The sequence below is a fragment of the Mesorhizobium dulcispinae genome (assembly GCF_033977345.1).
GTDB classification, from domain to species: domain Bacteria; phylum Pseudomonadota; class Alphaproteobacteria; order Rhizobiales; family Rhizobiaceae; genus Mesorhizobium; species Mesorhizobium dulcispinae.
Genome location: NZ_JAVIIY010000007.1, coordinates 171,454 through 195,097, shown reverse-complemented (window position 1 = coordinate 195,097; position 23,644 = coordinate 171,454). Strand labels below are relative to the sequence as shown.

22 protein-coding genes are annotated in these 23,644 nt (G+C 63.9%); 15 read left to right on the top strand and 7 right to left on the bottom strand.

The genetic code is table 11. The features are described 5' to 3' along the window. Positions 1-8: 8 nt before the first annotated feature. Both flgF and RFN30_RS17400 read right to left on the bottom strand, forming a co-directional pair. Positions 9-731: a flagellar basal-body rod protein FlgF gene (gene flgF, locus RFN30_RS17405; protein ID WP_192254959.1), complete on the bottom strand. Its 723-nt coding sequence runs from the start codon at positions 729-731 to the stop codon at positions 9-11. Positions 732-738: 7 nt separating this feature from the next. Next, entirely contained in the window at positions 739-1,515 is a 777-nt protein-coding gene (locus RFN30_RS17400) for a DUF1217 domain-containing protein (protein ID WP_320263310.1), read from the bottom strand. Between the two features lie 146 nt (positions 1,516-1,661). Here RFN30_RS17400 and motA point away from each other — a divergent pair, with 146 nt between their 5' ends. The 6 genes from motA to RFN30_RS17370 are packed head-to-tail and all read left to right on the top strand — an operon-like array spanning position 1,662 to position 6,549. After that, positions 1,662-2,537 carry a flagellar motor stator protein MotA gene (gene motA, locus RFN30_RS17395; RefSeq protein WP_124995616.1) on the top strand — a complete coding sequence of 292 codons (876 nt, stop codon included), beginning with the start codon at positions 1,662-1,664 and terminating at the stop codon, positions 2,535-2,537. Between the two features lie 34 nt (positions 2,538-2,571). Next, a complete protein-coding gene (locus tag RFN30_RS17390; protein ID WP_320263309.1) occupies positions 2,572-3,507 on the top strand; it encodes a FliM/FliN family flagellar motor switch protein in 936 nt (311 codons plus the stop codon). A 30-nt stretch (positions 3,508-3,537) separates the two neighbouring features. Then, the gene (fliN, locus tag RFN30_RS17385; protein WP_320263308.1) at positions 3,538-3,924 is read left to right on the top strand and encodes a flagellar motor switch protein FliN; all 387 of its coding nucleotides are present in this window, start codon (positions 3,538-3,540) and stop codon (positions 3,922-3,924) included. Positions 3,925-3,967: 43 nt separating this feature from the next. Then, positions 3,968-4,984 (top strand): flagellar motor switch protein FliG, encoded by a 1,017-nt coding sequence (locus RFN30_RS17380; protein WP_320263307.1) that lies wholly within the window; start codon positions 3,968-3,970, stop codon positions 4,982-4,984. A gap of 24 nt (positions 4,985-5,008) precedes the next feature. Beyond that, a complete protein-coding gene (gene flhB, locus RFN30_RS17375; protein WP_320263306.1) occupies positions 5,009-6,091 on the top strand; it encodes a flagellar biosynthesis protein FlhB in 1,083 nt (360 codons plus the stop codon). Positions 6,092-6,111: 20 nt separating this feature from the next. Further along, the gene (locus tag RFN30_RS17370; protein WP_320263305.1) at positions 6,112-6,549 is read left to right on the top strand and encodes a BspJ family T4SS effector nucleomodulin; all 438 of its coding nucleotides are present in this window, start codon (positions 6,112-6,114) and stop codon (positions 6,547-6,549) included. A gap of 37 nt (positions 6,550-6,586) precedes the next feature. Here RFN30_RS17370 and RFN30_RS17365 read toward each other — a convergent pair whose 3' ends face one another. From RFN30_RS17365 to RFN30_RS17350, 4 genes are all read right to left on the bottom strand, one after another. Then, the gene (locus tag RFN30_RS17365; protein ID WP_320263304.1) at positions 6,587-7,357 is read right to left on the bottom strand and encodes a helix-turn-helix transcriptional regulator; all 771 of its coding nucleotides are present in this window, start codon (positions 7,355-7,357) and stop codon (positions 6,587-6,589) included. Continuing rightward, positions 7,354-8,064 carry a helix-turn-helix transcriptional regulator gene (locus tag RFN30_RS17360; RefSeq protein WP_320263303.1) on the bottom strand — a complete coding sequence of 237 codons (711 nt, stop codon included), beginning with the start codon at positions 8,062-8,064 and terminating at the stop codon, positions 7,354-7,356. Before RFN30_RS17360 ends, RFN30_RS17365 begins: the two co-directional genes overlap by 4 nt. A gap of 534 nt (positions 8,065-8,598) precedes the next feature. After that, positions 8,599-9,630 carry a histone deacetylase family protein gene (locus tag RFN30_RS17355; RefSeq protein WP_320263302.1) on the bottom strand — a complete coding sequence of 344 codons (1,032 nt, stop codon included), beginning with the start codon at positions 9,628-9,630 and terminating at the stop codon, positions 8,599-8,601. Positions 9,631-9,672: 42 nt separating this feature from the next. Beyond that, complete coding sequence (locus RFN30_RS17350) at positions 9,673-10,326, bottom strand: TetR/AcrR family transcriptional regulator (RefSeq protein ID WP_320263301.1); 654 nt, start codon at positions 10,324-10,326, stop codon at positions 9,673-9,675. A gap of 253 nt (positions 10,327-10,579) precedes the next feature. Between RFN30_RS17350 and RFN30_RS17345 the strand changes: the two genes are divergently transcribed. The 8 genes from RFN30_RS17345 to RFN30_RS17310 all read left to right on the top strand — a co-directional run bounded on the left by RFN30_RS17345 (position 10,580) and on the right by RFN30_RS17310 (position 21,236). Then, positions 10,580-12,247: an amidohydrolase gene (locus RFN30_RS17345; protein WP_320263300.1), complete on the top strand. Its 1,668-nt coding sequence runs from the start codon at positions 10,580-10,582 to the stop codon at positions 12,245-12,247. Positions 12,248-12,386: 139 nt separating this feature from the next. After that, positions 12,387-13,490, top strand: coding sequence for an ABC transporter ATP-binding protein (locus tag RFN30_RS17340; RefSeq protein ID WP_320263299.1), 1,104 nt, complete (start codon positions 12,387-12,389; stop codon positions 13,488-13,490). Next, positions 13,490-14,437 (top strand): ABC transporter permease, encoded by a 948-nt coding sequence (locus tag RFN30_RS17335; RefSeq protein ID WP_320263298.1) that lies wholly within the window; start codon positions 13,490-13,492, stop codon positions 14,435-14,437. The genes RFN30_RS17340 and RFN30_RS17335 overlap by 1 nt, the downstream gene beginning before the upstream one ends. After that, positions 14,430-15,242: an ABC transporter permease gene (locus RFN30_RS17330; protein WP_320263297.1), complete on the top strand. Its 813-nt coding sequence runs from the start codon at positions 14,430-14,432 to the stop codon at positions 15,240-15,242. The genes RFN30_RS17335 and RFN30_RS17330 overlap by 8 nt, the downstream gene beginning before the upstream one ends. Before the next feature lie 47 nt (positions 15,243-15,289). Continuing rightward, positions 15,290-16,318, top strand: a complete 1,029-nt coding sequence (locus RFN30_RS17325) for an extracellular solute-binding protein (protein ID WP_320263296.1) — start codon at positions 15,290-15,292, stop codon at positions 16,316-16,318. Positions 16,319-16,384: 66 nt separating this feature from the next. Continuing rightward, on the top strand, positions 16,385-17,581 hold the full coding sequence (locus RFN30_RS17320) for a serine hydrolase domain-containing protein (RefSeq protein WP_320263295.1): 1,197 nt from the start codon (positions 16,385-16,387) through the stop codon (positions 17,579-17,581). A gap of 31 nt (positions 17,582-17,612) precedes the next feature. Then, positions 17,613-18,791 (top strand): serine hydrolase domain-containing protein, encoded by a 1,179-nt coding sequence (locus tag RFN30_RS17315; RefSeq protein WP_320263294.1) that lies wholly within the window; start codon positions 17,613-17,615, stop codon positions 18,789-18,791. Between the two features lie 123 nt (positions 18,792-18,914). Further along, on the top strand, positions 18,915-21,236 hold the full coding sequence (locus RFN30_RS17310; protein WP_320263293.1) for a Tex family protein: 2,322 nt from the start codon (positions 18,915-18,917) through the stop codon (positions 21,234-21,236). Here RFN30_RS17310 and RFN30_RS17305 read toward each other — a convergent pair whose 3' ends face one another. After that, positions 21,237-22,148, bottom strand: coding sequence for a LysR family transcriptional regulator (locus tag RFN30_RS17305; RefSeq protein WP_320263292.1), 912 nt, complete (start codon positions 22,146-22,148; stop codon positions 21,237-21,239). A 106-nt stretch (positions 22,149-22,254) separates the two neighbouring features. On the opposite strand from RFN30_RS17305, the gene RFN30_RS17300 reads away from it, so the two are divergent. Further along, entirely contained in the window at positions 22,255-23,445 is a 1,191-nt protein-coding gene (locus RFN30_RS17300) for an acyl-CoA dehydrogenase (protein WP_320263291.1), read from the top strand. The last annotated feature ends 199 nt before the right edge of the window (positions 23,446-23,644 follow it).

Below are 23,644 nucleotides of genomic sequence, written 5' to 3'. Positions count from 1 at the left end.
CCATGCCGCTACTTCGAGCCGAGCGTCTTGATCGCGTCGTCGGTGGACGAAGCGCTCTGCCGGATCAGCGCCGCCGTATTCTCGAATGCGCGCTGCACCTGGATCAGCCGGGTCATCTCCAGCACCGGATTGACGTTGGACTCTTCCAGAAACCCTTGGGCGACACCGACGTCGGAGCGGTCGGTGACCGGTTCCGGCGTGCGCGCGGGAACGATGCCCGAATTGCCGTAGCGGACGAAATTGTCGCCCGGGTCGAAATCGTAAAGGCCGATGGCGCCGACCAGCTGGTCGTTCTGGCGGAGCGAGCCGTCGGCGCCGGCCTTGGGCGGACCGTTGCGAGGGTCGAGCTGGATCGGCGCGCCGCCGCCGTCCAGCACCGGGTAGCCCTCGATCGACATCAGCTCGCCGTTCTCGTTCATGGAGAAACGACCGTCGCGGGTCATCACCGTGCCGGCCGGCGTCTCGATGGCGAACCAGGCGTCGCCCTGGATGGCGAAGTCGAAAGGATTGCCGGTTTCGGTCAGTGAGCCATGCGCGGTGGAAAGATAGGTCTTGCCGGAGGATGCGAAGGACACCGACTTCGGCCCGGTGCCGGACACCACGTCCTCGAATTTCACGCCGGTGGCGCGGAAGCCGATGGTCGAGGCGTTGGCGACATTGTCAGCAATGGTGTCGAGACGGCGCTCGAGCGCAATCTGCGAGGAGAGGGCGACGTAGAGACTGTCCTGCATGGTGTTCTCAGAACTTCAGCTTCTGCATGGCCATCATCAGATCGGTCGAGATGCCGACCGTAGTCGGCTGCGCGAACAGCACGCTGACCGAGGTCACGGCACTGGAGGTCGGGTTGTTGATCTCCCACAGGCTGGTGAAGCGGGTCAGGAACTTGTTCAGCTTGTCGGGGTCCTTGAAGTCGGCGATATCGAGCTTCTGCTCGAACATCTGCGCCTGCTTGTCGATGTCGGCGGAAGCGATGGAATCGGGCAGGCCGAGCGCGGTGCGGACCACACTCGAAAGCGCCGTGTCGGCAAGCACGTCATACCAGTTGGTGATGTTGGGCGCCTTGCGCTGGAAGTAGAGCGCCAGCCGCACGCCCTGATTGGTCTCGCCGGCATTCTCCTCCAGCGTCTGGCGCATGTATTTGTCGACCGCGCCTTGCTGCGCGGAGGAATAGAGCGTGGCTGTCGAGCCATGGGCAGCGAAATTGAACGCCTTGACGAAGTCGGCGTAGCGCTTGTCGCTGAGCTTGTTGGCGAAGCTGTCGGAGTCGGACACGCCTTCCTTGAGCGCCTTGACCATGAAGGCCTTGGCATAGGCCATGTCCTCCAGCCCGTACGCTTTCATGGCGTAGTTGAAGAGCCGCGTGTTGTTGACGAAATCGTCGATGGTTTTGACGTTGCCGATATTGGCCAGGTAGTAGTCGGTCTCACGCTTCACGACGGGCTGCGACTCGACCTGGTCGATTGCCTTTGGGATGTCCCTGGCGATGAGCTGATAGCTCGTATAGGTGTTCAACATTTGCGCCTCCGGCCGAAGCTGTCCGAGGACGATAGCGAAGCTTCCTTGTGCGAAGCTGAATCGGTTTTCCCGCATCGCGATTCAAGCCTCACACAAGGCACGGGGACTATCCCTGATCCACGACGTGACATGCGGAAGGACCTGTCGTGGGTATTCTGATCGGACTTGTGGTGACGCTTGGCTGCGTGCTCGGTGGCTTCATGGCCATGGGCGGCCATCTGCATGTGCTGATGCAGCCTTGGGAAGCGGTGGTCATCTGTGGCGCGGCGCTCGGTACCTTCCTCGTCGCCAATCCGATGAAGACGGTCAAGGACACCGGCAAGGGCATTCTCGAAGCCTTCAAGCAGGCCGTGCCGAAGGAGCGCGACTATCTCGAGACGCTGGGCGTCCTGCACAGCCTGATGCGCGAATTGCGCTCGAAGTCGCGCAGCGAGGTCGAGGCGCATATCGACAATCCGGAGGAGTCGGCGATCTTCCAGGCGTTCCCGACGGTGCTGAAGAACCACGACCTGACGCATTTCATCTGCGACTATTGCCGCATCATCATCATCGGCAATGCGCGCTCGCACGAGATCGAGGCGTTGATGGACGAAGAGATCCAGACGATCCGCACCGACAAGCTGAAGGCCTATCACGCGATGGTCGCCGTCGGCGACGGCCTGCCGGCGCTCGGCATCGTCGCCGCAGTGCTCGGCGTCGTGAAGGCGATGGGCGCGCTCGACCAGTCGCCGGAGATCCTCGGCGGGCTTATCGGCGCCGCACTCGTCGGAACCTTCCTCGGCATCTTCCTGTCCTATGCCGTGGTCGGTCCGGTCGCCACCAAGATCAAGACGGTGCGCGAGAAGAAGAACCGCCTCTACATCATCGTCAAGCAGACGCTGCTCGCCTATATGAACGGCGCCTTGCCGCAGGTCGCGATCGAGTTCGGCCGCAAGACCATCTCGTCTTACGAGCGTCCGACGATCGATGCCGTCGAGCAGAGCACGATGAACACAGGCGCCGCCGAGAAGAAGGCGGCCTGAGCATGCAGAACTTCAGCCGGGACCGCTTGCTGTCATGACCAGTCCGGGCAGTCCCTCGCAAACCCGGGCTTTGATCATCGAGCGTCTCGTCGGCGACAGCGGCGAGGCAGCGCAGGTGATCGGCGTCGGCCGCGGCATGGCCGAACGCTCGCTGCCGCTGCTGCAGAAAGCCCTTGCCGGCGAGCTCGGCGCGCCGGTCACCGTCGACCTGCAAGCCGTGGAAGTGGCGCGTGTCCCCGATGCGCGCCTGCGCGCCGGCGAAACCTTCGCCATGACCATCGTTTCCTCGCCGACCTCGGCCGACGCCATGACGCTGGTCATGGACGCTCCGGCGATCGCCGTCATGGTCTCGGCGCTCTTCGGCGGCGATCCGGACCAGCCGGTGGCGCCGATCGAGCGCGAGCTGTCGCAGATCGAGACCGACGTCGCGACCACGGTTTTCCAGGAGGTGGCGGTGGCGCTGAACGGATCGGGCCGGCGTTCGCTCGAGCTGCGCCTGCCGATCCCCCGGGCGATGTCCGGCAACGAGGCAAAACGGCGCGTGCTGCGCGACGGCGCGGCGGTTCGCATCGTCTATGGCATCTCGACGCCGACCGACACCGGCACGGTGACGGTGATGATCCCGCAGCGCATCCTTTTGGCGACGCGCGGCGCCACCGCCGGTCATGGCGACGGCCAGACGACGGAATTCGACTGGCGAGCCCGGTTCTCGGAGGAAGTGATGCGCTCGGCCGTGCGGCTCGAGGCCACCATGCCGCTCGCCCGCCTGACGCTCGGCGATCTCGCCGCCTTCCAGCCCGGCCAGGTGATCGAATTCGAGGAGGACGCGCAGCTGCAGGCCAGGCTCAGCGCGCGCGACAAGACGCTGTTCGTCTGCGAGTTCGGCAAGCTCGGACAGAATTACACGGTCCGCATCCGGCATCCCCACGATGGCGGACAGGATTTCATTGACGGACTCATGCCGGGCTGAGGCCGGGCTTGGGATTATTGGAGACGAGGCATGGCAAAGACCAAGGTGGAAGCCGAACCCGAAGCCGACCAGCCGGACGAGCAGCTCGACCGCGCCATCGAGGAATTGCGCGGCGTGCTCCGGGAAGAGGAAAATCGCCCCGACGCCGCGCTCCAGGCCGGCGCCAATTCCTCGATCATCATGACGATCCCGGTCGACGTGCAGATCATTCTCGGCAGCACCGAAATGCCGGTGTCGGAGCTGATGGCGTTGCAGAAAGGCTCGACGGTGGCGCTCAACCGCCGCATCGGCGAGCCGGTCGACGTGGTGGTCAACGGCCGTAGGATCGCGCGCGGCGAGATCACCGTGCTGGAACACGATCCGTCGCGCTTCGGCATCAGGCTTACCGAGATCATAGCCGCGACGAAGAGCGCCTGAGGATGGGCAGCGAGAGCATTCACCTGAAGCGGAGCCAGGCCCAATGACGTCGTTGACGCTGACGCGCCCGCAAAAGGCGGCAGCCATACTGGTGGCGATGGGCAAGCCTTCGGCCAGCCGGCTGCTCAAATTCTTCAAGCAGGAAGAGCTGAAGGCGCTGATCGAGGGCGCGCGGCTGCTGCGCACCATCCCGCAATCCGACCTGGAGCGCATCGTCGCGGAATTCGAGGCCGAGTTCACCGAGGGCGCGGGCCTGCTCGATTCGGCCGACCGGATGGACACGATCCTCAACGAATCCCTCTCGCCCGAGGAAATGAGCGCCATCATGGGCGAGAAGAAATTCGAGCCCGCCCCTGAGGGACCGCCGCCGATCTGGCCGGATCTGGAAAAGCTCGAGCCGACGCGTCTCGGCACTTTCCTCGCCGGCGAGCATCCGCAGACGTCCGCCATGGTGCTGTCGAAGCTTGCGCCGCAGAGCGCGGCCAACGTGCTGCTGACAATGGAAAAGCCGATACGCAGCCAGATCATCAAGCGCATGGTGACGATGGCCAACATTCCGGATGTGGCAGCCAGGATCGTCGAGAACCAGTTGCGCGCCAGCGTGCTCTCGCAAAAGGCGACCAGAGACACGTCGGTTGGCCAGGAGCGCGTCGCCAGCGTGCTTAACGAAATGGCCAAACCCGAGCTCGACGAGCTCATGCAGGATCTGGAGGAAGCCGGCACGCCCGACCTCGCCGGCGTCAGGTCGCGGCTGTTTGCCTTCGATGACCTGCCGCTGCTCACCCAGAAGGCGCGCGTGCTTCTGTTCGACGGGCTGTCGACCGAGCTCGTCACGCTGGCGCTGCGCGGCGCGCCGCCGGAGCTTACCGAATCTGTGCTGTCGGCGATCGGCGCACGTTCGCGCCGCATGATCGAATCCGAGCTCGGACAGGGATCGGAAGGCATCGCGCTCACCGACATCATGGCGGCGCGCAAGACGATCGCGGTGGCGACCATTCGTCTTTCGCGGCAGGGAGCGTTCGAGCTTCCCTCGACCCAGACCGCCGCCGAAGCTGCCTGACGATAGCGATCCGGTCAGGGCACCATGGCTGAGGCGGTCGACAAGGATTCCAAAACCGAGGAAGCCACAGAGAAGAAGATCCGCGACACGATCGAGCAGGGCAAGCTGCCCCACTCGCGCGAGACGGCGATCTTTGCTTCCTTCCTTGCCATACTGGTGTTCACCGTCTTCTACGCCAAGGACGCCATCGTCAATCTCGGCATGTTCCTCGCCATGTTCCTGGAAAAGCCGGAAGCCTGGCCGATGGACACCGAGACCGACGTCATCGAGCTCTACAAGACCGTCCTGTTCGAAATCGGCCGCGCCGTCGTCAGCCTGCTGGTGCTGCTGGTGGTCGCTGGCGTCGGCGCTTCGGTGTTCCAGAACATACCGCAATTCGTCGGCGAGCGGATCAGGCCGCAACTGTCGCGCATTTCGATCGCCAAGGGCTGGAGCCGCCTGTTCGGCGTGCAAGGCTTCGTCGAATTCGCCAAGTCGCTGGCCAAGCTTGCCTTCGCCATCGCCGTGCTCACCTTCACGCTTTCGGAAGACCACCGCAGGCTGCTCGCCGGCATGATCACCAATCCGGTGTCGTTCGGCATGGTCATCCGCAGCATCTTCGTCGACATACTGGTGGCGATCGTCTTCGTCATGGGGCTGATCGCGGTCGCCGACATCGTCTGGTCGCGCTTCCACTGGCGGCGCGACCTGCGCATGACCAAGCAGGAAGTGAAGGACGAGATGAAGCAGTCGGAAGGCGATCCGATCGTGAAGTCGCGCCTGCGCTCGCTGGCGCGCGACCGGGCGCGGCAGCGCATGATGACGGCGGTGCCGCGCGCGACGCTCATCATCGCCAATCCGACGCACTATTCCATCGCGCTGAAATATGTCCGCGAGGAGGACTCCGCTCCGCTGGTGCTCGCCAAGGGCCAGGATCTGGTGGCGCTGAAGATCCGCGAGATCGCCAGGGAGCACAACATCCCGATCTTCGAGGACGTGGCGCTCGCCCGCTCCATGTACAAGCAAGTTTCGGTTGATAGCGTGATCCCGTCGCAATTCTATCAGGCCGTCGCCGAGCTGGTGCGGATCGTCTACTCGAAGAAGGGCGAGCGAAAAGTAACCCAATGAACGGACGCTGCTTGTAATCCATGAACCGGCAACCACACGCCAATTCACGCGAGCAGATCGTCGCCAGCGCCATCCAGGACGTGGTGGGCGAGCTGCGGCTCATCGAGGTCGCCGACTACATCGCCTTCATCCGGCTGGAGCATTTCGCCTGCCTGTCGGACCTGGTCGACTCGGCCGCCGAACTCTACTTCCAGCCGGGCACGCTCAGGCTCGGCCACGGCGGCGAAGCGCATGTCGATTGGACGGGCCACCCGCGCATCGTGCTCGATCTCGAGCTCAGACCGCGCGGCGTCACCATTTATTTCCAGCTGACGCTGACGGGGCAGGGGACTTCCGTGGTCGTCAACTACGTGTCTTTCGAGAAGCCCGGCGAGACGCCGGAGCACAACACCGCCTTGCTCGAGGACGCGATCGATCGGGCGCGCATCCGTAGAACCGAGCCGCTCGCCTATCCTTGACGATTTTTGAGACCCGTCAACGTCTCGGCTTGGTCGATCACTCGATCAGGCCGAGACGCAGCGCCTTGGCGACCGCCTGGTTGCGGTTGACCGCGTTGAGCTTCTGCGTTGACTGGGTGAGATACTGGTTGGCGGTGTGCACCGACAGTTTCAGGAGTTTCGCGATCTCTTCGCTGGTGTTGCCGTTGGCTGTCAGCTTCAGGCATTCGAGCTCGCGCTTGGAGATGGCGCGCGTCCTGCCGGTTTCGCCCGGACGGATGCGGGCGACCGCCGCGAACAGCGCAAAGCAGCGCGCGTGGATTTCACAGAGCGTGTCGTCCGTCAGCGCGATATCCGGTCCCAGGAAGACCACCAGCCCGCACTGACCGCGATCGGCATGCACCGGAAAGGCGATGCCATTGGTGCCGGGCGCGAGCGGCGCAGTCGGCTCGGACCATGCCAGGCTCTCCAGCGTCTGCCGCGAGCCGGCCATGCCATCATCGGCCCACCAGCGCGGCGTCGTCGAGATGCGGCTGTGGCGCACCATCTCCTCGCCGCTGGCGCCCGAGGTGAATTTGGTCGTGACGGCGGTCGACGGATAGTCGGAATCGAAGCAGGCGACCAGGCGCGCGCGCTCCAGCGAAGGGCTGACGAAGAACAGACCGAAGCCGGAAGCATTGATGTCGACGGCGATCCAGCGGCATCGGCGCACGGCGTCCGGGATGGTCACCGCTTGATGTGTCTCCGATCCGAGCGAGAAGGCGCCGAAGGGATTGCACTGGTCGTTGAAAAGGGCGGCCGCAGCCTCTTTGACTTGTACGTGCTTCAAATGATGCCGCTCCTGATCGCGGTCGCGATCGCCATCGCGCGGTTGCTGGCCGCGAATTTCTGTATGGCGTGCGTGATGTAGCTGTTGACGGTGTTCGACGAGACGCCAAGGATGAGCGCCACCTCGTCCGTGGTCTTGCCTTCCGATACCCAGAACAGGCATTCGCGCTCGCGGTCCGACAGCGGGTCCTGCATGGAGGCAGCCGCGATCAGTTGAGGGATGCCGGACAGCGCGTAGCAGCATTTGAGCTGCGCCTTCATCAGGGCCGTAAGGTCGATCCTGCCGGGCTCGGCGGCGGAAAACAGCACGAAAAGGCGCTGCCGGCCGACATTGAGCCTGAGCGAATAGATTTCGGCATGGCCGAGCACATCGAGCAGCTTGGCTTCTTCGCCGGTCAACAGCGCGCCGGCATCGGGCGCGTGCGCGGCGACCAATGGCTTGGGGCGCACGCCGGGTGCCGTCGTCAGCGGTCCCAGCGCAAGATTGGCGATCAGCCTTTTGCCGATCAGCTCGATGGCGTCGAAAATCCAGTTCGACGACACGATGCGGGCGTCGTTGCGGTCCTGGTCGTGCACGATGGCGACCAGCATGTAGCTGTCGGCGCCGATATCGGCGGCAAGCTGCATGAAGAAGCTGGTGAGATCGCCGCGGGACGCCAGGCGCGAGCCTGAAGCGTCGGATTGGAGAAGCGCGGCGGGACTGCTCATCTGATATTCTGGCCGGAATCGATCCCTGTGCCCGGTGCTGGCAAAAGCCAGCGCCCGGACCCGAAACGCGTCACGTTCACGAAGACACACTCGAGGGCGCACACAGCGCCCAACCGAGCCGAATCCTTTCAGGGAACGCGAAGCCGTCCGCGTCTGGTGCCGGCCGGATGCCGGAACTTGAGACTTTGGGTGGTCGCCGCGCCCCCCGTGGACCGGCTGATTCGGGTCTAATCTACTCGCAGATGAATCCGACATCAAACGCGATTTGACAAATTCGAATCTGATGGACTCGCGTTGCGACTCAGCGGCCGGTCTTCGCGTTACTTGGCGGTGATTTCAGAGTTGAATTGAGCCGATGATTTCCCGGTGAGGTCGAAAAAAAATACGCCCCCGGTTGCAACCGGGGCGCGTCTCCTCTCGAGGGAATGCGACTTAAAGCGCGGCGCGCAGAAACGGTCAGGCGACGCGCTTTAAGTCTTTGTTTTGATGCATGTCGTTCTCCCAAAACCGCTGAGCACTTTTGGGCGACACGCATTAGCGATCCTCGAATCCTGTCAGTACGCCGACGGCGTTGATGCCGATCTCCTCCACCGCGTAGCCGCCTTCCATGACGAACAATGTCGGCAGGCCGAGCCTGGCGATGCGGCGGCCGATCTTGGGATAGTCCTCGCTCTTCAGCTTGAACTGGCTGATCGGGTCCTTCTCGAAGGTGTCGACGCCGAGCGAGACCACGACGACGTCGGGCGCGTAGGCGGCAAGCCTGGCGCAGGCGTCCTCCAGCGAGGCGTTCCAGCCGTCCCAGTTGGTGCCGAAGGGCATCGGATAGTTGACGTTGAAGCCTTCGCCCTCACCCTCGCCACGCTCGTCGGCATGGCCGAGGAAGAAGGGATACTCGACCATCGGGTCGCCGTGCAGGTTGAGCACCTGGATGTCGCCGCGGCGATAGAAGATCTCCTGCGTGCCGTTGCCGTGGTGGTAATCCACATCGAGGATCGAGACGCGTTTGGCGCCCTGGTCGCGGAACCATTGCGCGACGACGGCGGCGTTGTTGATGAAGCAGTAGCCGCCCATGAAGGCGGCGCCTGCGTGATGGCCGGGCGGCCGGCAGAGCGCGAAGGCGGTCCGCTCGCCGCCCTTAACGAGGGCCGCCGCCGTCAGCGCGACGTCATAGGAGGACTTGATCGCTTTCCATGTGCCTTCGACGAAGGTGGCGCCGGCATCGAAGGAATAATAGCCGAGCAAGGCGTCGATGCGCTTCGGCGGCACGTCGCCGCGCAAGCCGCGCGTCGGCCAGGTGAAGCCCATGGCTGTGCCCTTGAAGCCGGCGGCGACCCATTCCGGCCACACGGCGGGCAGGAAATCGATGTAATGCGCTTCGTGCACGCGCTTGGCGGCGGCGAGGTCGTGCTCGACCGGCCCGATGATCGGCCCAAGTTTCTCGCTCTCCACCCTTGCTTTGATGAATTCGGCCCGCGACGGCTTCTCGAAACCGGGCACGATCGCCGAGGTGACCAGTTCCATCTGGCCTGAATGGCCGGCATGGAGCGGCGAATAGACAGTCTTCATAGAAATTCCCCTGGAAGTGCGAAATCGGTTGGAGGTGCGAAATCAGTCGAGGTTGAGATAGGGGGTAACGAGAGCCAGCCACATGGCTTCCACATCGTCCTCGATGAGGTCGAACGTCTTGCGATCTCTCTTCAGTCCGACAAGCCTGCAGGCGTGCCCGACCTCCATCATCACCAGGCCCAGCCGCTTGGCGGTCTTTTCCTCAAGGGCTGGGTTCACATGCTGCAACCAGGCTGCGTAGAGGGCGATGATCTCTTTGTCGTATTCGTCCTGGATCGGCCTGAGGTCGGCGTTGCCGGAAATGGCCTCGATCACCGGCATCAGCGTGACGTTGTCCAGATAGAGCCTCGACGTGTCGATGAAGAGCTTGCGCACTTCGCGCCGAAACTCGTCACGATTGACTGGCCGGGGGACGTTGATGCGCTTCTGGATGACCTCAGGAAAAGACGACAGCCAGCGTCGGGCTAGATCCAGAAGGATGGCTTCCTTGTTGGGAAAGTACTGATAAACCGAACCGACCGACAAGCCCGCGCGTTGTGCGATGGCGAGCGTCGTCGGCGTTCTGGTTCCTTGCTCCCGCGTCAGGATCAGCGCCGCGTCGAGAATCCTGTCGACCACCTTGCTTGACCGTTGCTGCCGCGGCTGCTTGCGCGGTTCGAGCGCTATTTTGGTCTTGCGGTCGAGACTGCGCTTCACTGCTCGTTGCCTCCGTTCCCCGCCCGGCCTCACCATCGGCGCGCGGTGCAGTCCACTATACATTCCAAATTCCGGCTGTTGACAAACGCGAATAAACAGTCGCATTCTTTATCCACGCTGTCTTCAACGATAACAAGGGGAATTTCGAAGACGGCGCATCGGCATCGACTTTTGTCCCATGGCGTCGCCCCGGTGGAGCGGCTGCTCGTTGGACTTGGGCGTTGTCGGTCCCTCAGCAAAATGTGGAGTCGCGATGTCGGTTGCGGATGGTGGTGCGGATCTGATGGTCGTCAACGGCCGTGTTCTGACCATGGACGATGACAATCCCGCCGCTGAGGCTGTTGCCGTCAAGGACGGCGTGATCATTGCCATTGGCAACCACGCTTCCATCCAAGAACTCAAGGGACCGGCGACAAAGGTTGTCGATGCCCAGGGCGGCTCGGTGCTGCCGGGCTTCATCGAGGCGCATATGCATCTCTTCGGCGGCGCGGCCGAGCTCGACAATCTGCATCTGGCGGGCGTGCACGGTTTCGACGCGCTGCGCGATGCGATCCAGGATTTTGCCGCCAAGCGTCCCGATGCCCGGCTACTGATTGGCGCCGGCGTCGACTATGCGATCCTGCCCGAGCCGGTGACGCGGCATGACCTCGACCGCATCATCCCCGACCGGCCGTTCGCGATGTCGGCGTCCGACCACCATACGATGTGGGCGAACACCAAGGCGCTGGAGGAGGCCGGCCTGCTGCATGGAAAGCAGGTGGGCCAGGGTAACGAGATCGTCATGGGCGCGTATGGACTTGCCGCCGGCGAGTTGCGTGAGGGCGAGGCGTTCGGCCCCGTTCTCGATCATTTCGGGGCAAACCGGACGCGGCTTGGTCTCGAAGGCGCGGAGCCGGACCCCTATCCGTCCGCAACGGAGCTTGCCGCCGACCGTGACCTCATGCATCGGGGGCTCGAGTGGTGCGCCAGGCACGGCATAACCTCGATCCAGAACATGGACGGCAACCTCTACCAGCTCGAGCTGCTTGCCGGGCTGGAGAAAGAGGGACGACTCCTTTGCCGCACCAAGATCCCGTTCCATTTCAAGAATTTCATGAAGCTGGACATGCTGGAAAAAGCCTCGCGCATGGCCGCGACCTACAATTCCGAGTGGCTGTCGTCCGGCATGGTCAAGGTCTTCTATGACGGCGTGCTGGATTCCTGGACGGCGGTGATGGTCGACGACTATGCCGACCGTCCGGGCTGGCGCGGCGAGCCGCTTTTTTCGCCCGAGCATTTCGCCGAAGTGGCGGTCGAGGCCGACAGGCGCGGCCTGCAGATCGCCGTGCATTCGATCGGCGACGGCGCGGTGCGGGCGGTGCTCGACGGCTACCAGGCGGCGCAGAAGAAGAACGGCAGGCGCGACAGCCGCCACCGCATCGAGCATATCGAGGTGACCACGCCGTCCGACGTGCCGCGTTTTGCCGAGCTTGGCGTGCTGGCGTCGATGCAGCCGGCGCATCCGCCGGGCGCCTTGAATTTCCCGCTGGAGCCGACGATTTCGCGTATCGGCCGCGATAAATGGCCGCTGAGCTATGCCTGGCGCACGCTCAAAAATGCCGGCGCCCGCGTCGTCTTCGCGTCCGACTGGCCGGTCTCGCCGGTTGATCCGATCCTGAGCATCCAGGCGGCGGTGATGCGCAAACCTTGGGCGGAAGGCCTGCCGGACCAGAGCTTCTCGCTGCATGAATCGATAGCCGGCTATACGGTCGAGGGCGCCTATGCCGAGTTCATGGAACATCGCAAGGGTCGCCTGAAGACCGGATACCTCGCCGACATCGTCGTTTTGTCGGCTGATATCGAGGCGACCGCGCCGGAAGCGTTGCACACCGTGCGTCCGGTGACCACCATCTGCGGGGGGAAGATCACCTACCAAGCCTAACGATGGCATAGGAATTGCTTAATTGAATAGAGGCTCAGATCGAGTCACTGCTCCGCAGTTGCCAAGCCGACCGGCTTATGGTGACAATCAAACAGGAACACACCTGCCGACAAGAGCAGGCTCTCTCAATGGGGTAATCGTGCCGGAACAGCCGGGTAAGAACGCGATCGAAGTTCGCGGCGTACGCAAAGTATTTGGAACCGGTGAAAATCAGGTCGCCGCTCTCGACACGGTGTCGGTGTCGATCCGCGAGAATGAGTTTTTCACCCTGCTCGGCCCGTCCGGATGCGGAAAGACGACGCTGCTGAGATTGATTGCCGGCTTCGATTTCCCAAGCGCCGGCGAAATCCTCCTGCACGGCCAGGACATCGCGCCGCTGCCGCCTTTCAAGCGCCCGGTCAACACCGTCTTCCAGAGCTACGCGCTGTTCCCGCACATGACGGTGGCACAGAATATCGGCTTCGGGCTGGAGATGCTCGGCAGGCCGAAAGCGGAGATCGAGGCACGTGTCGCCCAGATGCTGAAGCTGGTCAAGATGGAGGCGCTCAAGGCGCGCCGCACCAGCCAGATTTCCGGCGGCCAGCAGCAGCGCGTGGCGCTCGCCCGGGCGCTTGCGCCGCAGCCGAAGGTGCTTTTGCTCGACGAGCCGCTCTCGGCGCTCGACTACAAGCTGCGCAAGGAAATGCAGATCGAGCTGAAGCGGCTGCAGCACGAGACCGGCATCACCTTCATCTTCGTCACCCACGACCAGGAAGAAGCGCTGACCATGTCCGACCGCATCGCGGTGATGTCGGCCGGCAAGATCCTGCAGGTCGGCTCGCCGCGCGATATCTACGACCGCCCGGCCGAGCGCTTCGTCGCCGACTTCATCGGCGAGACGAATTTCCTGGGCGGCACGGTGGTGTCGAAGAAGCCCGGCGTGGCGACGGTCAAATTCGCGAGCAACGCGACGATCGCCGCAGGCTATCCGGAAGGCTTCGATCCGTCGGGAGAAGTCACGCTTGTCGTGCGCCCCGAGCATGCCGATCTGGTGCCGGATCCGGCCAAGGGCACCATCACCGGCACGCTCGCCAACATCGTCTATTTCGGCACCGACACGCATTATCACGTGAAGCTCGACGGCGGTGGCGAAAACTTCATCGTGCGCCACCAGAACAGCCGTTCGAATCCGGCCACCTACGAGACAGGCGCCAAGGTCGGCATCCAGTTCGAGGAGGACGCCGCGCGCGTTCTGAAAGACTGATGACGACAGCCACGCTCTCCCCACCCACGCTTTCCAAGGCCGCGTCGTTTGAAGCCCAGGCGGTGAAGGCCGGCGCACGGCGCAACCGCCTGCTGTCCCTGCCGGCGCTGATCATCATCGGCATTTTCGGCGTGCTGCCGCTCCTCATCATCTGCGTCTATTCGTTTCTCGTCGCGGCGCCCTATGGCGGCGTGCAGTGGCAGTTCTCGACCGACGCCTATCTGAACTTCCTGTTTCAGCGCGACATTTTCGACGACACGCTGCAATTCACGCCCGACTTCCTGATCATCTATCTGCGCTCGTTCCTGTTCGCGGTGGTGACGACGGTCATCTGCCTGCTGCTCGGCTTCCCGACCGCCTATTTCATGGCCACACGGCCGCCGGCGCAGCGCAACTGGTGGGTGCTCCTGATCACCATTCCGTTCTGGTCGAACCTGCTCGTCCGCACGCTGGCGATCATGTTCATCATCCGTGACGAGGGCCTGATCAACAACGCGCTCTTGGCGCTCGGCGTGATCGATAAGCCGATCACGATGCTCTACACCAATTTCGCCATCCAGCTCGGTCTGCTCTACGCCTTCCTGCCGTTCATGGTGCTGCCGCTCTATTCCAGCCTGGAAAAGCTCGACTTCCGGCTGATCGAGGCGGCTTACGACCTCTACGCGACGCGCCGGCAGGTGCTGTGGCGGGTGATCATTCCGCTGTCCAAGCCCGGCATCATCGCCGGCTGCCTGCTGGTCTTCATCCCCGCGCTCGGCGCCTATGTCACACCGCTGATCCTGGGTGGCGGCGTGCATTTGATGATCGGCGACCTCATTGCCCAGCAATTCGGATCGGGGCGCAACTGGCCGCTCGGCTGCGCTCAGGCGCTGATCCTGATGGCCGCGGTGCTGGTGGCGCTCTTCTTCTACGTCCGCAACACGTCCGGCAAGGTGCAGCATGGCTGAGCCCCGCACCATCGATATCAAGGACCAGCCGGGCTTCCGCTCCATCGCCATCATCTGCCTTCTGGTGCTCTACGTGCCGGTGCTGATCCTGATGGTTTTCTCGCTGAACAGCGGCTCGCTGGTCACGCACTGGGAAGGCGTCACGCTCGGCTGGTACGGCAGCGCGCTGCTCAATGCGGAGTTCCACAGCGCTGCCCGCAACACGCTGATCATCTCGGTGAGCGCCACGATCGTCTCTACCGTCTGCGCGACGTTGGCGGCGATCGGCATGACAAGGGTGAAGCCGTGGCGCGGGCTGGCGGCTGCCTTCATGGTCATCAACCTGCCGCTGATGGTGCCGGAGATCATTACCGCGGTGGCGACGCTCTCCTTCTTCGCGCTGATCGCCGGCACGTTCGGGCTGAATTTCGGCATCGGCAACCTGGTCCTCGCCCACACCGTGTTCTGCATCCCCTTCGCCTATATGCCGATCCGGGCGCGGCTGGAGGACATGGACCTGACGCTGGAATATGCCGCCGCCGACCTCTACGCGACGCCGTGGAACGCCTTCAAGCGCATCACGCTGCCGCTCCTGGTTCCCGGCATCATGTCGGGCGCGGCGCTCGCCTTCATCGTCTCCTTCGACGATTTCACCATCACGCAGCTCGTCGCCGGCCCCGGCCAGACGACGCTGCCCCTCTATATCTGGAACCAGATCCGGCGGCCGATGACGCCGGAGATCAACGCCATCTCCACCATCCTTCTATTGGTGTCGATCCTGTTCGTCTCGGTCTCGTTCCTGATCGCGCGCCGGCGCGCGAAATGACCAAGAGCTCCAACGCAAAAACAATGGGAAGGCAAGGAGAACATAGAATGTCTGGAAAACTGATGGCGGCCGTTTCCGCGGCCGTGCTTTTGTCGGCCGTGCCGGCGCTCGCCGACGGCGAACTGCATATCTACAACTGGGGCGACTACACCAACCCGAAGCTGATCGAGAAGTTCGAGAAGCAGTACAACGTCAAGGTGACGCTGGACGACTACGATTCCAACGAAACCATGCTCTCCAAGGTGCGCGCCGGCAATTCCGGCTACGACATCGTGGTGCCCTCGGACTACACCGTGAAGATCATGATCGAAGAGGGCCTGCTCGAAAAGACCGAGCCCAACGCGATGCCCAACGGCAAGAACATCGATCCGCGCTTCGTCGATATCTATTGGGATTCTGGCCGCCATTACACCGCGCCGTGGCAATTCGGAACGACGGCGTTCTCCGTCAATACGGACAAGTTCAAGGGCGACATCAACACGCTGGCCATCCTGTTCAACCCGCCGGACGAGCTCAAGGGCCAGATCAACGTGCTCGACGACGTCAACTCCGTCATGCATGCGGCCGAGCGCTATGCCGGCGTGCCGCGCTGCGGCGCCGACAAGGCCAATCTGAAGAAGATCAACGACCTGCTGATGGCAGCCAAGCCGTCATGGAAGACTTTCAGCTACGACACCATCACCAAGATCACCTCGGGCGACGTCATCGTCTCGGAGCAGTGGAACGGTGCCAGCTACCGTTCGCGCCAGAAGATCCCGGCGATCAAATATGCCTATCCGAAGGAAGGCATCGAAGGCTGGATGGATAATGTCGCGGTGCTGAAGGGCGCCAAGAATCTCGAGAATGCAAAGCTGTTCCAGGACTTTGTCATGGCGCCCGAGAACGCGGCGCTGATCTCCGAGTTCGCCGGCTATGACAACGGCATTGCCGGCAGCCACAAATTCCTCCCGGCAGAGTTCGCCAACTCGCCGGAGATCAGCCCGCCGGCCGGCTCGCCGACGCCGGAATTCGTGCCGCCGTGCCCGCCGGACGTGGTGGAGATCTACAACAAGATCTGGACCAACCTGCGCAAGTAGTTCTGCGGGAACGCGTGAAAGGAGGGGAGGCTCCGGCCTCCCTTTCTTGTGTCCAGGGAGGATTTGATGACCTCTTATCGCAATTCCGATCCGCGGCCGCCGATCATGCAAGGCTCGCCGCCCATCATGGTGCCGCCCAAACTCGATTGGGACAGGGGCCCTTGGAACCGCTGGGCATTCCAGAACATCCGCGAGGTCCTGCCGACCGTCGAAGTCTGGCGCGGCCATGGCCATCGCCGCCGCCTCGAGCGCGCCGACGTGGACCTCGATGGCCTGGCGGTGGCGGATAGCGAGGGCCGGCCCACGACGCTCGCCGGCCTGCTCGACGAGACCTACACGGATGGCTTCCTCGTGCTCAAGGACGGCAGGATCGCGTACGAGCGCTACTTCAACGGCATGGACGAGCGCACGCTGCATCTGTCGCAGTCGATGGCGAAATCGGTCACCGGATCGGTGTTCGGCATACTGGTCGGGCGCGGGGTGATCGACCCGGCCAAATTGGTGACGGACTATCTTCCGGAGCTCGGCGCGACTGCCTGGGCCGGCGCCACTGTGCAGCAAGTGCTCGACATGACGGCGGGCGTTCGCTTCTCGGAAGAATACACCGATCGCTATTCCGAAATCGGCCAGGTCGATGTCGCCAGCGGCTGGAAACCGGTGCCGCCGGGCACGGATCCCGACTTCCAGTGGCCAACGCATATGTTCGAATTGATCCTGCGGCTGAAGGATAAGGTGCGTGAGCATGGCGAGGCCTTCGAATACCGCTCGATCGAAACCGACGTGCTTGCCTTCATCATGGAGCGGGTGACCGGCAAGCGGCTGGCGCAGCTGGTCTCGGAAGAGCTGTGGCAGAAGCTCGGCGCCGACGAGAGCGCCTGCTTCACCGTCGACAGCGCCGGCTATGCGCTGGCCGAGGGCGGCTTCAACGCGACGCTGCGCGACTATGGCCGTTTCGGCCAGCTGATCCTCGACAATGGCGGCGGCGTGATCCCGGCCGATTGGATCGAGGCAACGCGCACCGGCAGGCACGGACCGGATTTCAGCCCCAGCCTGCCGGAAGGCAGCTATCGCAACCAGTTCTGGATCGAGGATCCGCGCTCGCGCGCGCTGATGTGCAAGGGCGTGTTCGGCCAGATGATCCATGTCAGCTGGGAGCACAGGATGGTCGTGGTGAAGCTGTCGACCTATCCGGATTTCATCAACGCCACCTATTCGGTCGCGACGCTGAAGGCCGTGCACGCCATAGCGGCGGCGCTTCGCTGACCTGCAGACACAGAAAACCGGGAGAGAGATCGTGACCGGCAAGACCGCGTTCGAGACCAGATATGGCTTTGCCCGCAAGGATGTGCGGCTCGACAACTGGCGGCTGAGGCCGTTCAGCCAGTGGTCGTTCCAGAATGTCGGCGAGCTGGTGCCGAGCGCGCATGTCGCGGCCGCGTCCGGCGGCGAGAGCCAGGCGAAATCCCTCGGCAGCTTGCTGGACGAAAAGGTCACGCTCGCCGGCGGGCCCGAAACCGTCGAAGCCTTCCTCAAGCGCTCCGATACCGACGGGCTGGCGATCATGAAGGCCGGCAGGCTGGTCGGCGACTGGTCGGCGCCGAATATGGCGTTCGGCCAGCGTCACATCATCTTCTCGATCAGCAAGTCGGTTACCGCGATTCTCGGCGGCATTCTCGAAGGCGAGGGGATGTTCGATCCGGAGGCGCCGGTGACGCGGTACATCCCCGAGGCCAGAGGCTCGGCCTATGGCGATGCCAGCGTGCGCAACGTGCTCGACATGACGGTCAGCCTCGACTTCGAGGAGGCCTATCTCGATCCGGAAAGCGCTTTCGCCCGTTATCGCCGCGCGACGCTGTGGAACCCTGGCGGCGGATCGGAAAGCCTCGCGGCGTTCCTGTTGACGATCCAGCGTCTCGCCGAGCCGCATGGCCAGACCTACCGCTATCGCTCGCCCAATTCGGATATGCTCGGCATCCTGCTCGAGCGGGCGTCGGGCAAGCGCGTCGGCGACCTGCTCAGCGAGAAACTCTGGCTGCCGCTGGGTGCTGCGAGCGAGATGTCGGTGACAGTCGACATGGAAGGCACGGCGCGCACGGCCGGTGGCATGTCGATGACGCCGCGCGACCTTGCCCGCATCGGCGAGATGATGCGGCAGGGCGGCATGGCCAACGGCCGCCGCGTCGTGCCAGAAGCCTGGGTGCGCGACACGGTTGCCGCCGGCGGCAGCTTTGAGGCGTGGCAGCGCGGCACGATGGCGTTCCTTTTCCCCGAAGGCCGCTACCGCAACAAATGGTACCAGATGGGCACGGCGAGCGGCGCCTTCTGCGGCATCGGCATTCATGGCCAGTGGATTTACGTCAATCCGAAGGCCGAGGTGGTGATCGCCAAGATGTCGTCGCAGCCGGAGCCGGTGGACGACAAGCTCGATGTCGACATCGTCGTCTTCCTCGAAGCGCTGAGCCGGATGGTCTGAGCCACTCCGGTGGTCCGCCCTCATTGCTGTTTCCTGTGGACCTTCCCGGCCGGGTGAACGTACGGCGGTTGGCGGGCGGAGCATCCCGGCCTATGGTCGCCGCTCTTTTCGACAGGAACCAGCATGGCATCGGACATCAAGCGTATCGCAGCAATCATCGCGACCGAGATCGGCTCGCGGCCGGAACAGGCTGCGGCGGCAATCGGGTTGCTCGACGAGGGCGCGACAGTTCCGTTCGTGGCGCGTTACCGCAAGGAGGTCACCGGCGGGCTCGACGACACGCAGCTGCGCGACCTTTCCGAGCGGCTCGCCTATCTGCGCGAGTTGGATGCGCGCCGCGAGACGATCCTCGGCTCGATCCGCGAGCAGGGCAAGCTGACCGAAGAGCTCGAGGGCAAGATCGCTGCGGCGAGCACCAAAGCCGAACTCGAGGACATCTACCTGCCCTATAAGCCGAAGCGCCGCACCAAGGCCGAGATCGCCAGGGAACGTGGGCTCGGGCCGCTGGCCGAGGCGATCCTCGCCGACCGTTCGGCGGTGCCGGCCGAACTCGCGCTTGCCTATGTCACGGAAGAGGTGCCGGACGCCAAGGTGGCGCTCGAAGGTGCGCGCGACATCCTGTCGGAGCAATTTGCCGAGAACGCCGATCTGGTCGGCAAGCTGCGCGCCTATATGAAGGAACGCGCCTTCCTGCGCGCCAGGGTCGTCGACGGCAAGCGGGAGGCGGGCGCGAAATTCTCCGATTATTTCGACCATGTGGAGCGTTGGGCGGGCGTTCCCAGCCACCGCGCCCTGGCCATGCTGCGCGGCCGCAACGAAGAGGTGCTGTCGCTCGACATCGAGGTCGATGCCGACGATCAGTCGCCGGTGAAACCGGTCGAGCGCATGATCGCCAATGCCTATGCGATCGGCGGCACGCTGCCGGGAGACAAATGGCTGATGGAGGTCGCCGGCTGGACCTGGCGCATCAAGCTCTCGCTGCACCTCACGCTCGACCTGATGCGCGACCTGTGCGAGCGGGCCGAGGAAGAGGCGATCCATGTCTTTGCCCGCAACCTGAAGGATCTTTTGCTAGCGGCGCCTGCCGGCTCGCGGCCGACCATGGGGCTCGACCCCGGCATCCGCACCGGCGTCAAGGTGGCGGTGGTCGATGGCACCGGCAAGCTGGTGGCGACGACGACGGTCTATCCGTTTCCGCCGAAGAATGACGTGCGGGGCACGCAGGCCGAGCTCGCCAAGCTTGTCCGTCTGCACAGGGTGGAGCTGATCTCGATCGGCAACGGCACCGGCAGCCGCGAGACCGAGAAGCTGGTGGCCGACATGCTGTCCAGCCTGCCTGCGGATGGCGGGCCGAAGCCGATCAAGGTGATCGTCAGCGAAGCGGGCGCCTCGGTCTATTCGGCCTCGGCCGCGGCAGCTGCGGAGTTTCCCGAGCTTGACGTGTCGCTGCGAGGGGCTGTGTCGATCGCCAGGCGCCTGCAGGACCCGCTCGCCGAACTGGTCAAGATCGAGCCGAAATCGATCGGCGTCGGCCAGTACCAGCACGATGTCGACCAGTACCGGCTCGGCCGCTCGCTTGAGGCGGTGGTGGAGGATGCGGTCAACGCGGTCGGCGTCGACCTCAATACGGCATCCGCGCCGCTGCTGGCGCGCGTTTCGGGGCTGGGACCGTCGCTTGCCGAAGCGATCGTCGCGCATCGCGATGTCGGCGGCCCGTTCGCGACGCGCCGCGATCTCCTCAATGTCTCGCGCCTCGGACCGCGCGCATTCGAGCAGTGCGCTGGCTTCCTGCGCATCCCGAACGGCACCGAGCCGCTCGATGCGTCTTCAGTACACCCGGAAGCCTATGGCGTTGCGAAAAAGATCGTCGCCGCCTGCGGACGAGACGTGCGTTCGCTGATGGGCGACAGCGCGGCACTCAAGGCGCTTGACCCGCGCGTCTTCGTCGACGAGCGCTTCGGTCTGCCGACGGTGCGCGACATCATCGCGGAGCTCGAAAAGCCTGGACGCGACCCGCGCCCCGGCTTCAAGACGGCAACCTTCGCCGAAGGTGTCGACGACATCAAGGATCTGAAGCCCGGCATGCTGCTCGAGGGCACCGTCACCAATGTCGCGGCCTTCGGCGCCTTCGTCGACATCGGCGTGCATCAGGACGGGCTGGTGCATGTCTCGCAACTGGCGGATCGCTTCATCAAGGATGCGCATGAGGTGGTGAAGGCTGGCGATGTGGTGAAGGTGCGGGTCGTCGATGTCGACATCAAGCGCAACCGCATCGGGCTCTCGATGCGCAAGGATGGCGGTGAGAGCGGGGCGCCGCGCGGTGGTCAGCGCGATCACGCCGGCGGCAAGCCGGCGCCGCGTTCTCAGGCGCCGCAGCGTCAGCCGGAGCGGCCGGCACAGGGCGCGTTCGGGGCGGCGCTCGCTGAGGCGATGAAGCGGAAGTAGCTACCAGGCCAGAAAAGCCGGCTCCTTCTCGACCTGGCCCAGGAGCCAATCGCGAAAACTGGCAACCGGCGGATGGCCGCGTTTGTCGTGCGGCACGACGAGATAATAGGCGCTGCGGCTCTGCATCGGCTGGCCGGGCGCGGGCACCAGCTGACCGCGCTGCAATTCCCCGGCAATCAGGATTTCCGGCAACAGCGCCACGCCGAGCCCCGCCATGCAGGCCTGTGCGACCGTGCCGAACTGCTCGAACTGCATCCCGGGGCCGGTCGGCGCGTCGAGGCCCTGTTCTTCGAACCATTCGCTCCAGGCGCCGGGGCGCGTCGCCATGTGCAGCAGCGGCAGGCGGCTGATATCGGCCGGCGTAGCGATGTCGCGGCTGGCCAGAAATTCGGGTGAAACCACCGGCATGACGGTTTCGCGCATCAAAAGCGTGCAGTCGGCGTCCGGCCAGTCGGGCATGCCGTGGTGGATGGCCGCGTCGAGGCGCTCGCGGGCGAAGTCGAAGCGGCCGATGCGCGTGGCGAAGTTGATGGTGATGTCCGGATGGCGGGCGACGAAATCCGGGATCAGCGGCATCAGCCAGCGGGTGCCGAAGGTCGGCAGAATTGCCAGGTTGAGAACGCCGCTATGCCGATTGCTCATCAATCCAAGCGCCGCATCGCGCAACTGGCCGAGCGCTGAGCGAACCGCCTCTGCGTAGATTTCTCCCGCCGACGACAGCCTGACATTGCGGCTGTCGCGCTCGAACAGGCGGCGTCCGAATTGCTCCTCCAACAGGCCGATCTGCCGGCTGACGGCGCCTTGCGTCAGATCGAGCTCGCGAGCGGCGGCGGTAAAGGAGCCGAGACGTGCCACCGCCTCGAAGGCGGCAAGCGCGGCGGTGTTCGGCAAAAGGCGGCGCTGGACATTCATGATCCATTACTAACGCTCATTGATCCGTGATGCAATTTCGTTTGATTTTTTGCAGGCGGAGGCCGATAAGCCGGGCAATCCAAGATTTTGCCGGGAGACCGAGGTCATGGCCGCCGAGAAGAACGCCTTCGTCTGGAACGATCCTTTCCTGATCGAGGACCAGCTTTCCGAGGACGAGCGCATGGTGCGCGACGGCGCGGCGGCCTTCGCCGCCGACAAGCTGGCGCCGCGGATCGAGGAAGCCTATGCCGATGAAAAGACCGATCCTTCGATCTTCCGCGAGATGGGCGAGGCGGGTCTGCTCGGCATCACCATTCCGGAGGAATATGGCGGCCTCGGCGCCAATTACGTGACCTACGGCCTGGTTGCCCGGGAAGTCGAGCGCATCGATTCCGGTTACCGTTCGATGATGAGCGTGCAGTCGTCGCTGGTCATGTATCCGATCCATGCCTATGGCACGGAAGAGCAGCGCAGGAAGTACCTGCCGAAGCTTGCCTCCGGCGAATGGATCGGCTGCTTTGGCCTGACCGAGCCGGACGCCGGCTCCGATCCGGGCGGCATGAAGACGCGCGCCGAAAGGACGGCGAACGGCTACAGGCTCTCGGGTTCCAAGATGTGGATCTCGAACGCGCCGATCGCCGACGTCTTCGTCGTCTGGGCGAAGTCGGCGGCGCATGACAACCAGATCCGCGGCTTCGTGCTGGAGAAGGGCATGAAAGGGCTTTCGGCGCCGAAGATCAGCGGCAAGCTGTCGCTCAGGGCCTCGATCACCGGCGAAGTGGTGATGGAAGGCGTCGAGGTCGGCGAAGAGGTGCTGCTGCCCAACGTCTCGGGCCTGAAGGGCCCCTTCGGCTGCCTCAACCGCGCGCGCTACGGCATCTCCTGGGGCGCCATGGGCGCGGCCGAGGATTGTTGGCACCGGGCGCGGCAATACGGTCTCGACCGCAAGCAGTTCGGCAAGCCGCTCGCCGGCACGCAGCTCTTCCAGAAGAAGCTCGCCGACATGCAGACCGAGATCGCGCTCGGCCTGCAGGGCTCGTTGCGCGTCGGCCGGCTGATGGACGAAGGCAAGATGGCGCCGGAGATGATCTCCATCGTCAAGCGCAACAATTGCGGCAAGGCGCTCGACATCGCCCGCCAGGCCCGCGACATGCATGGCGGCAACGGCATCCAGATCGGCTACCACGTCATGCGCCACGCGCAAAACCTGGAGACGGTCAACACCTATGAGGGCACGCATGACGTGCATGCCCTGATCCTGGGAAGGGCGCAGACCGGTATCCAGGCGTTTTTCTGAGCCGATCCTCGGCTTCGTCATCCTCGGGCTTGACCCGAGGATCCATTCCGTGACGTCAAGGCGCCGCCGCGGTGCAGGAATTTACGGCGCAGGGGCGCGACGGAGGTTTGTTTGCACCGCCGCGTTCTTCGGCTGGCGTCACGGAATGGATCCTATGGTCTGCGCGCGTCGCTCCGCTCCTTGCTCCGCCATAGGATGA

Coding starts and splice junctions, on each gene's coding strand:
- flgF (WP_192254959.1), bottom strand. CDS start 731: ATGCAGGACAGTCTCTACGTCGCCCTCTCCTCGCAGATTGCGCTCGAG.
- RFN30_RS17400 (WP_320263310.1), bottom strand. CDS start 1,515: ATGTTGAACACCTATACGAGCTATCAGCTCATCGCCAGGGACATCCCA.
- RFN30_RS17390 (WP_320263309.1), top strand. CDS start 2,572: ATGACCAGTCCGGGCAGTCCCTCGCAAACCCGGGCTTTGATCATCGAG.
- fliN (WP_320263308.1), top strand. CDS start 3,538: ATGGCAAAGACCAAGGTGGAAGCCGAACCCGAAGCCGACCAGCCGGAC.
- RFN30_RS17380 (WP_320263307.1), top strand. CDS start 3,968: ATGACGTCGTTGACGCTGACGCGCCCGCAAAAGGCGGCAGCCATACTG.
- flhB (WP_320263306.1), top strand. CDS start 5,009: ATGGCTGAGGCGGTCGACAAGGATTCCAAAACCGAGGAAGCCACAGAG.
- RFN30_RS17370 (WP_320263305.1), top strand. CDS start 6,112: ATGAACCGGCAACCACACGCCAATTCACGCGAGCAGATCGTCGCCAGC.
- RFN30_RS17360 (WP_320263303.1), bottom strand. CDS start 8,064: ATGAGCAGTCCCGCCGCGCTTCTCCAATCCGACGCTTCAGGCTCGCGC.
- RFN30_RS17355 (WP_320263302.1), bottom strand. CDS start 9,630: ATGAAGACTGTCTATTCGCCGCTCCATGCCGGCCATTCAGGCCAGATG.
- RFN30_RS17345 (WP_320263300.1), top strand. CDS start 10,580: ATGTCGGTTGCGGATGGTGGTGCGGATCTGATGGTCGTCAACGGCCGT.
- RFN30_RS17335 (WP_320263298.1), top strand. CDS start 13,490: ATGACGACAGCCACGCTCTCCCCACCCACGCTTTCCAAGGCCGCGTCG.
- RFN30_RS17330 (WP_320263297.1), top strand. CDS start 14,430: ATGGCTGAGCCCCGCACCATCGATATCAAGGACCAGCCGGGCTTCCGC.
- RFN30_RS17325 (WP_320263296.1), top strand. CDS start 15,290: ATGTCTGGAAAACTGATGGCGGCCGTTTCCGCGGCCGTGCTTTTGTCG.
- RFN30_RS17320 (WP_320263295.1), top strand. CDS start 16,385: ATGACCTCTTATCGCAATTCCGATCCGCGGCCGCCGATCATGCAAGGC.
- RFN30_RS17310 (WP_320263293.1), top strand. CDS start 18,915: ATGGCATCGGACATCAAGCGTATCGCAGCAATCATCGCGACCGAGATC.
- RFN30_RS17305 (WP_320263292.1), bottom strand. CDS start 22,148: ATGAATGTCCAGCGCCGCCTTTTGCCGAACACCGCCGCGCTTGCCGCC.
- RFN30_RS17300 (WP_320263291.1), top strand. CDS start 22,255: ATGGCCGCCGAGAAGAACGCCTTCGTCTGGAACGATCCTTTCCTGATC.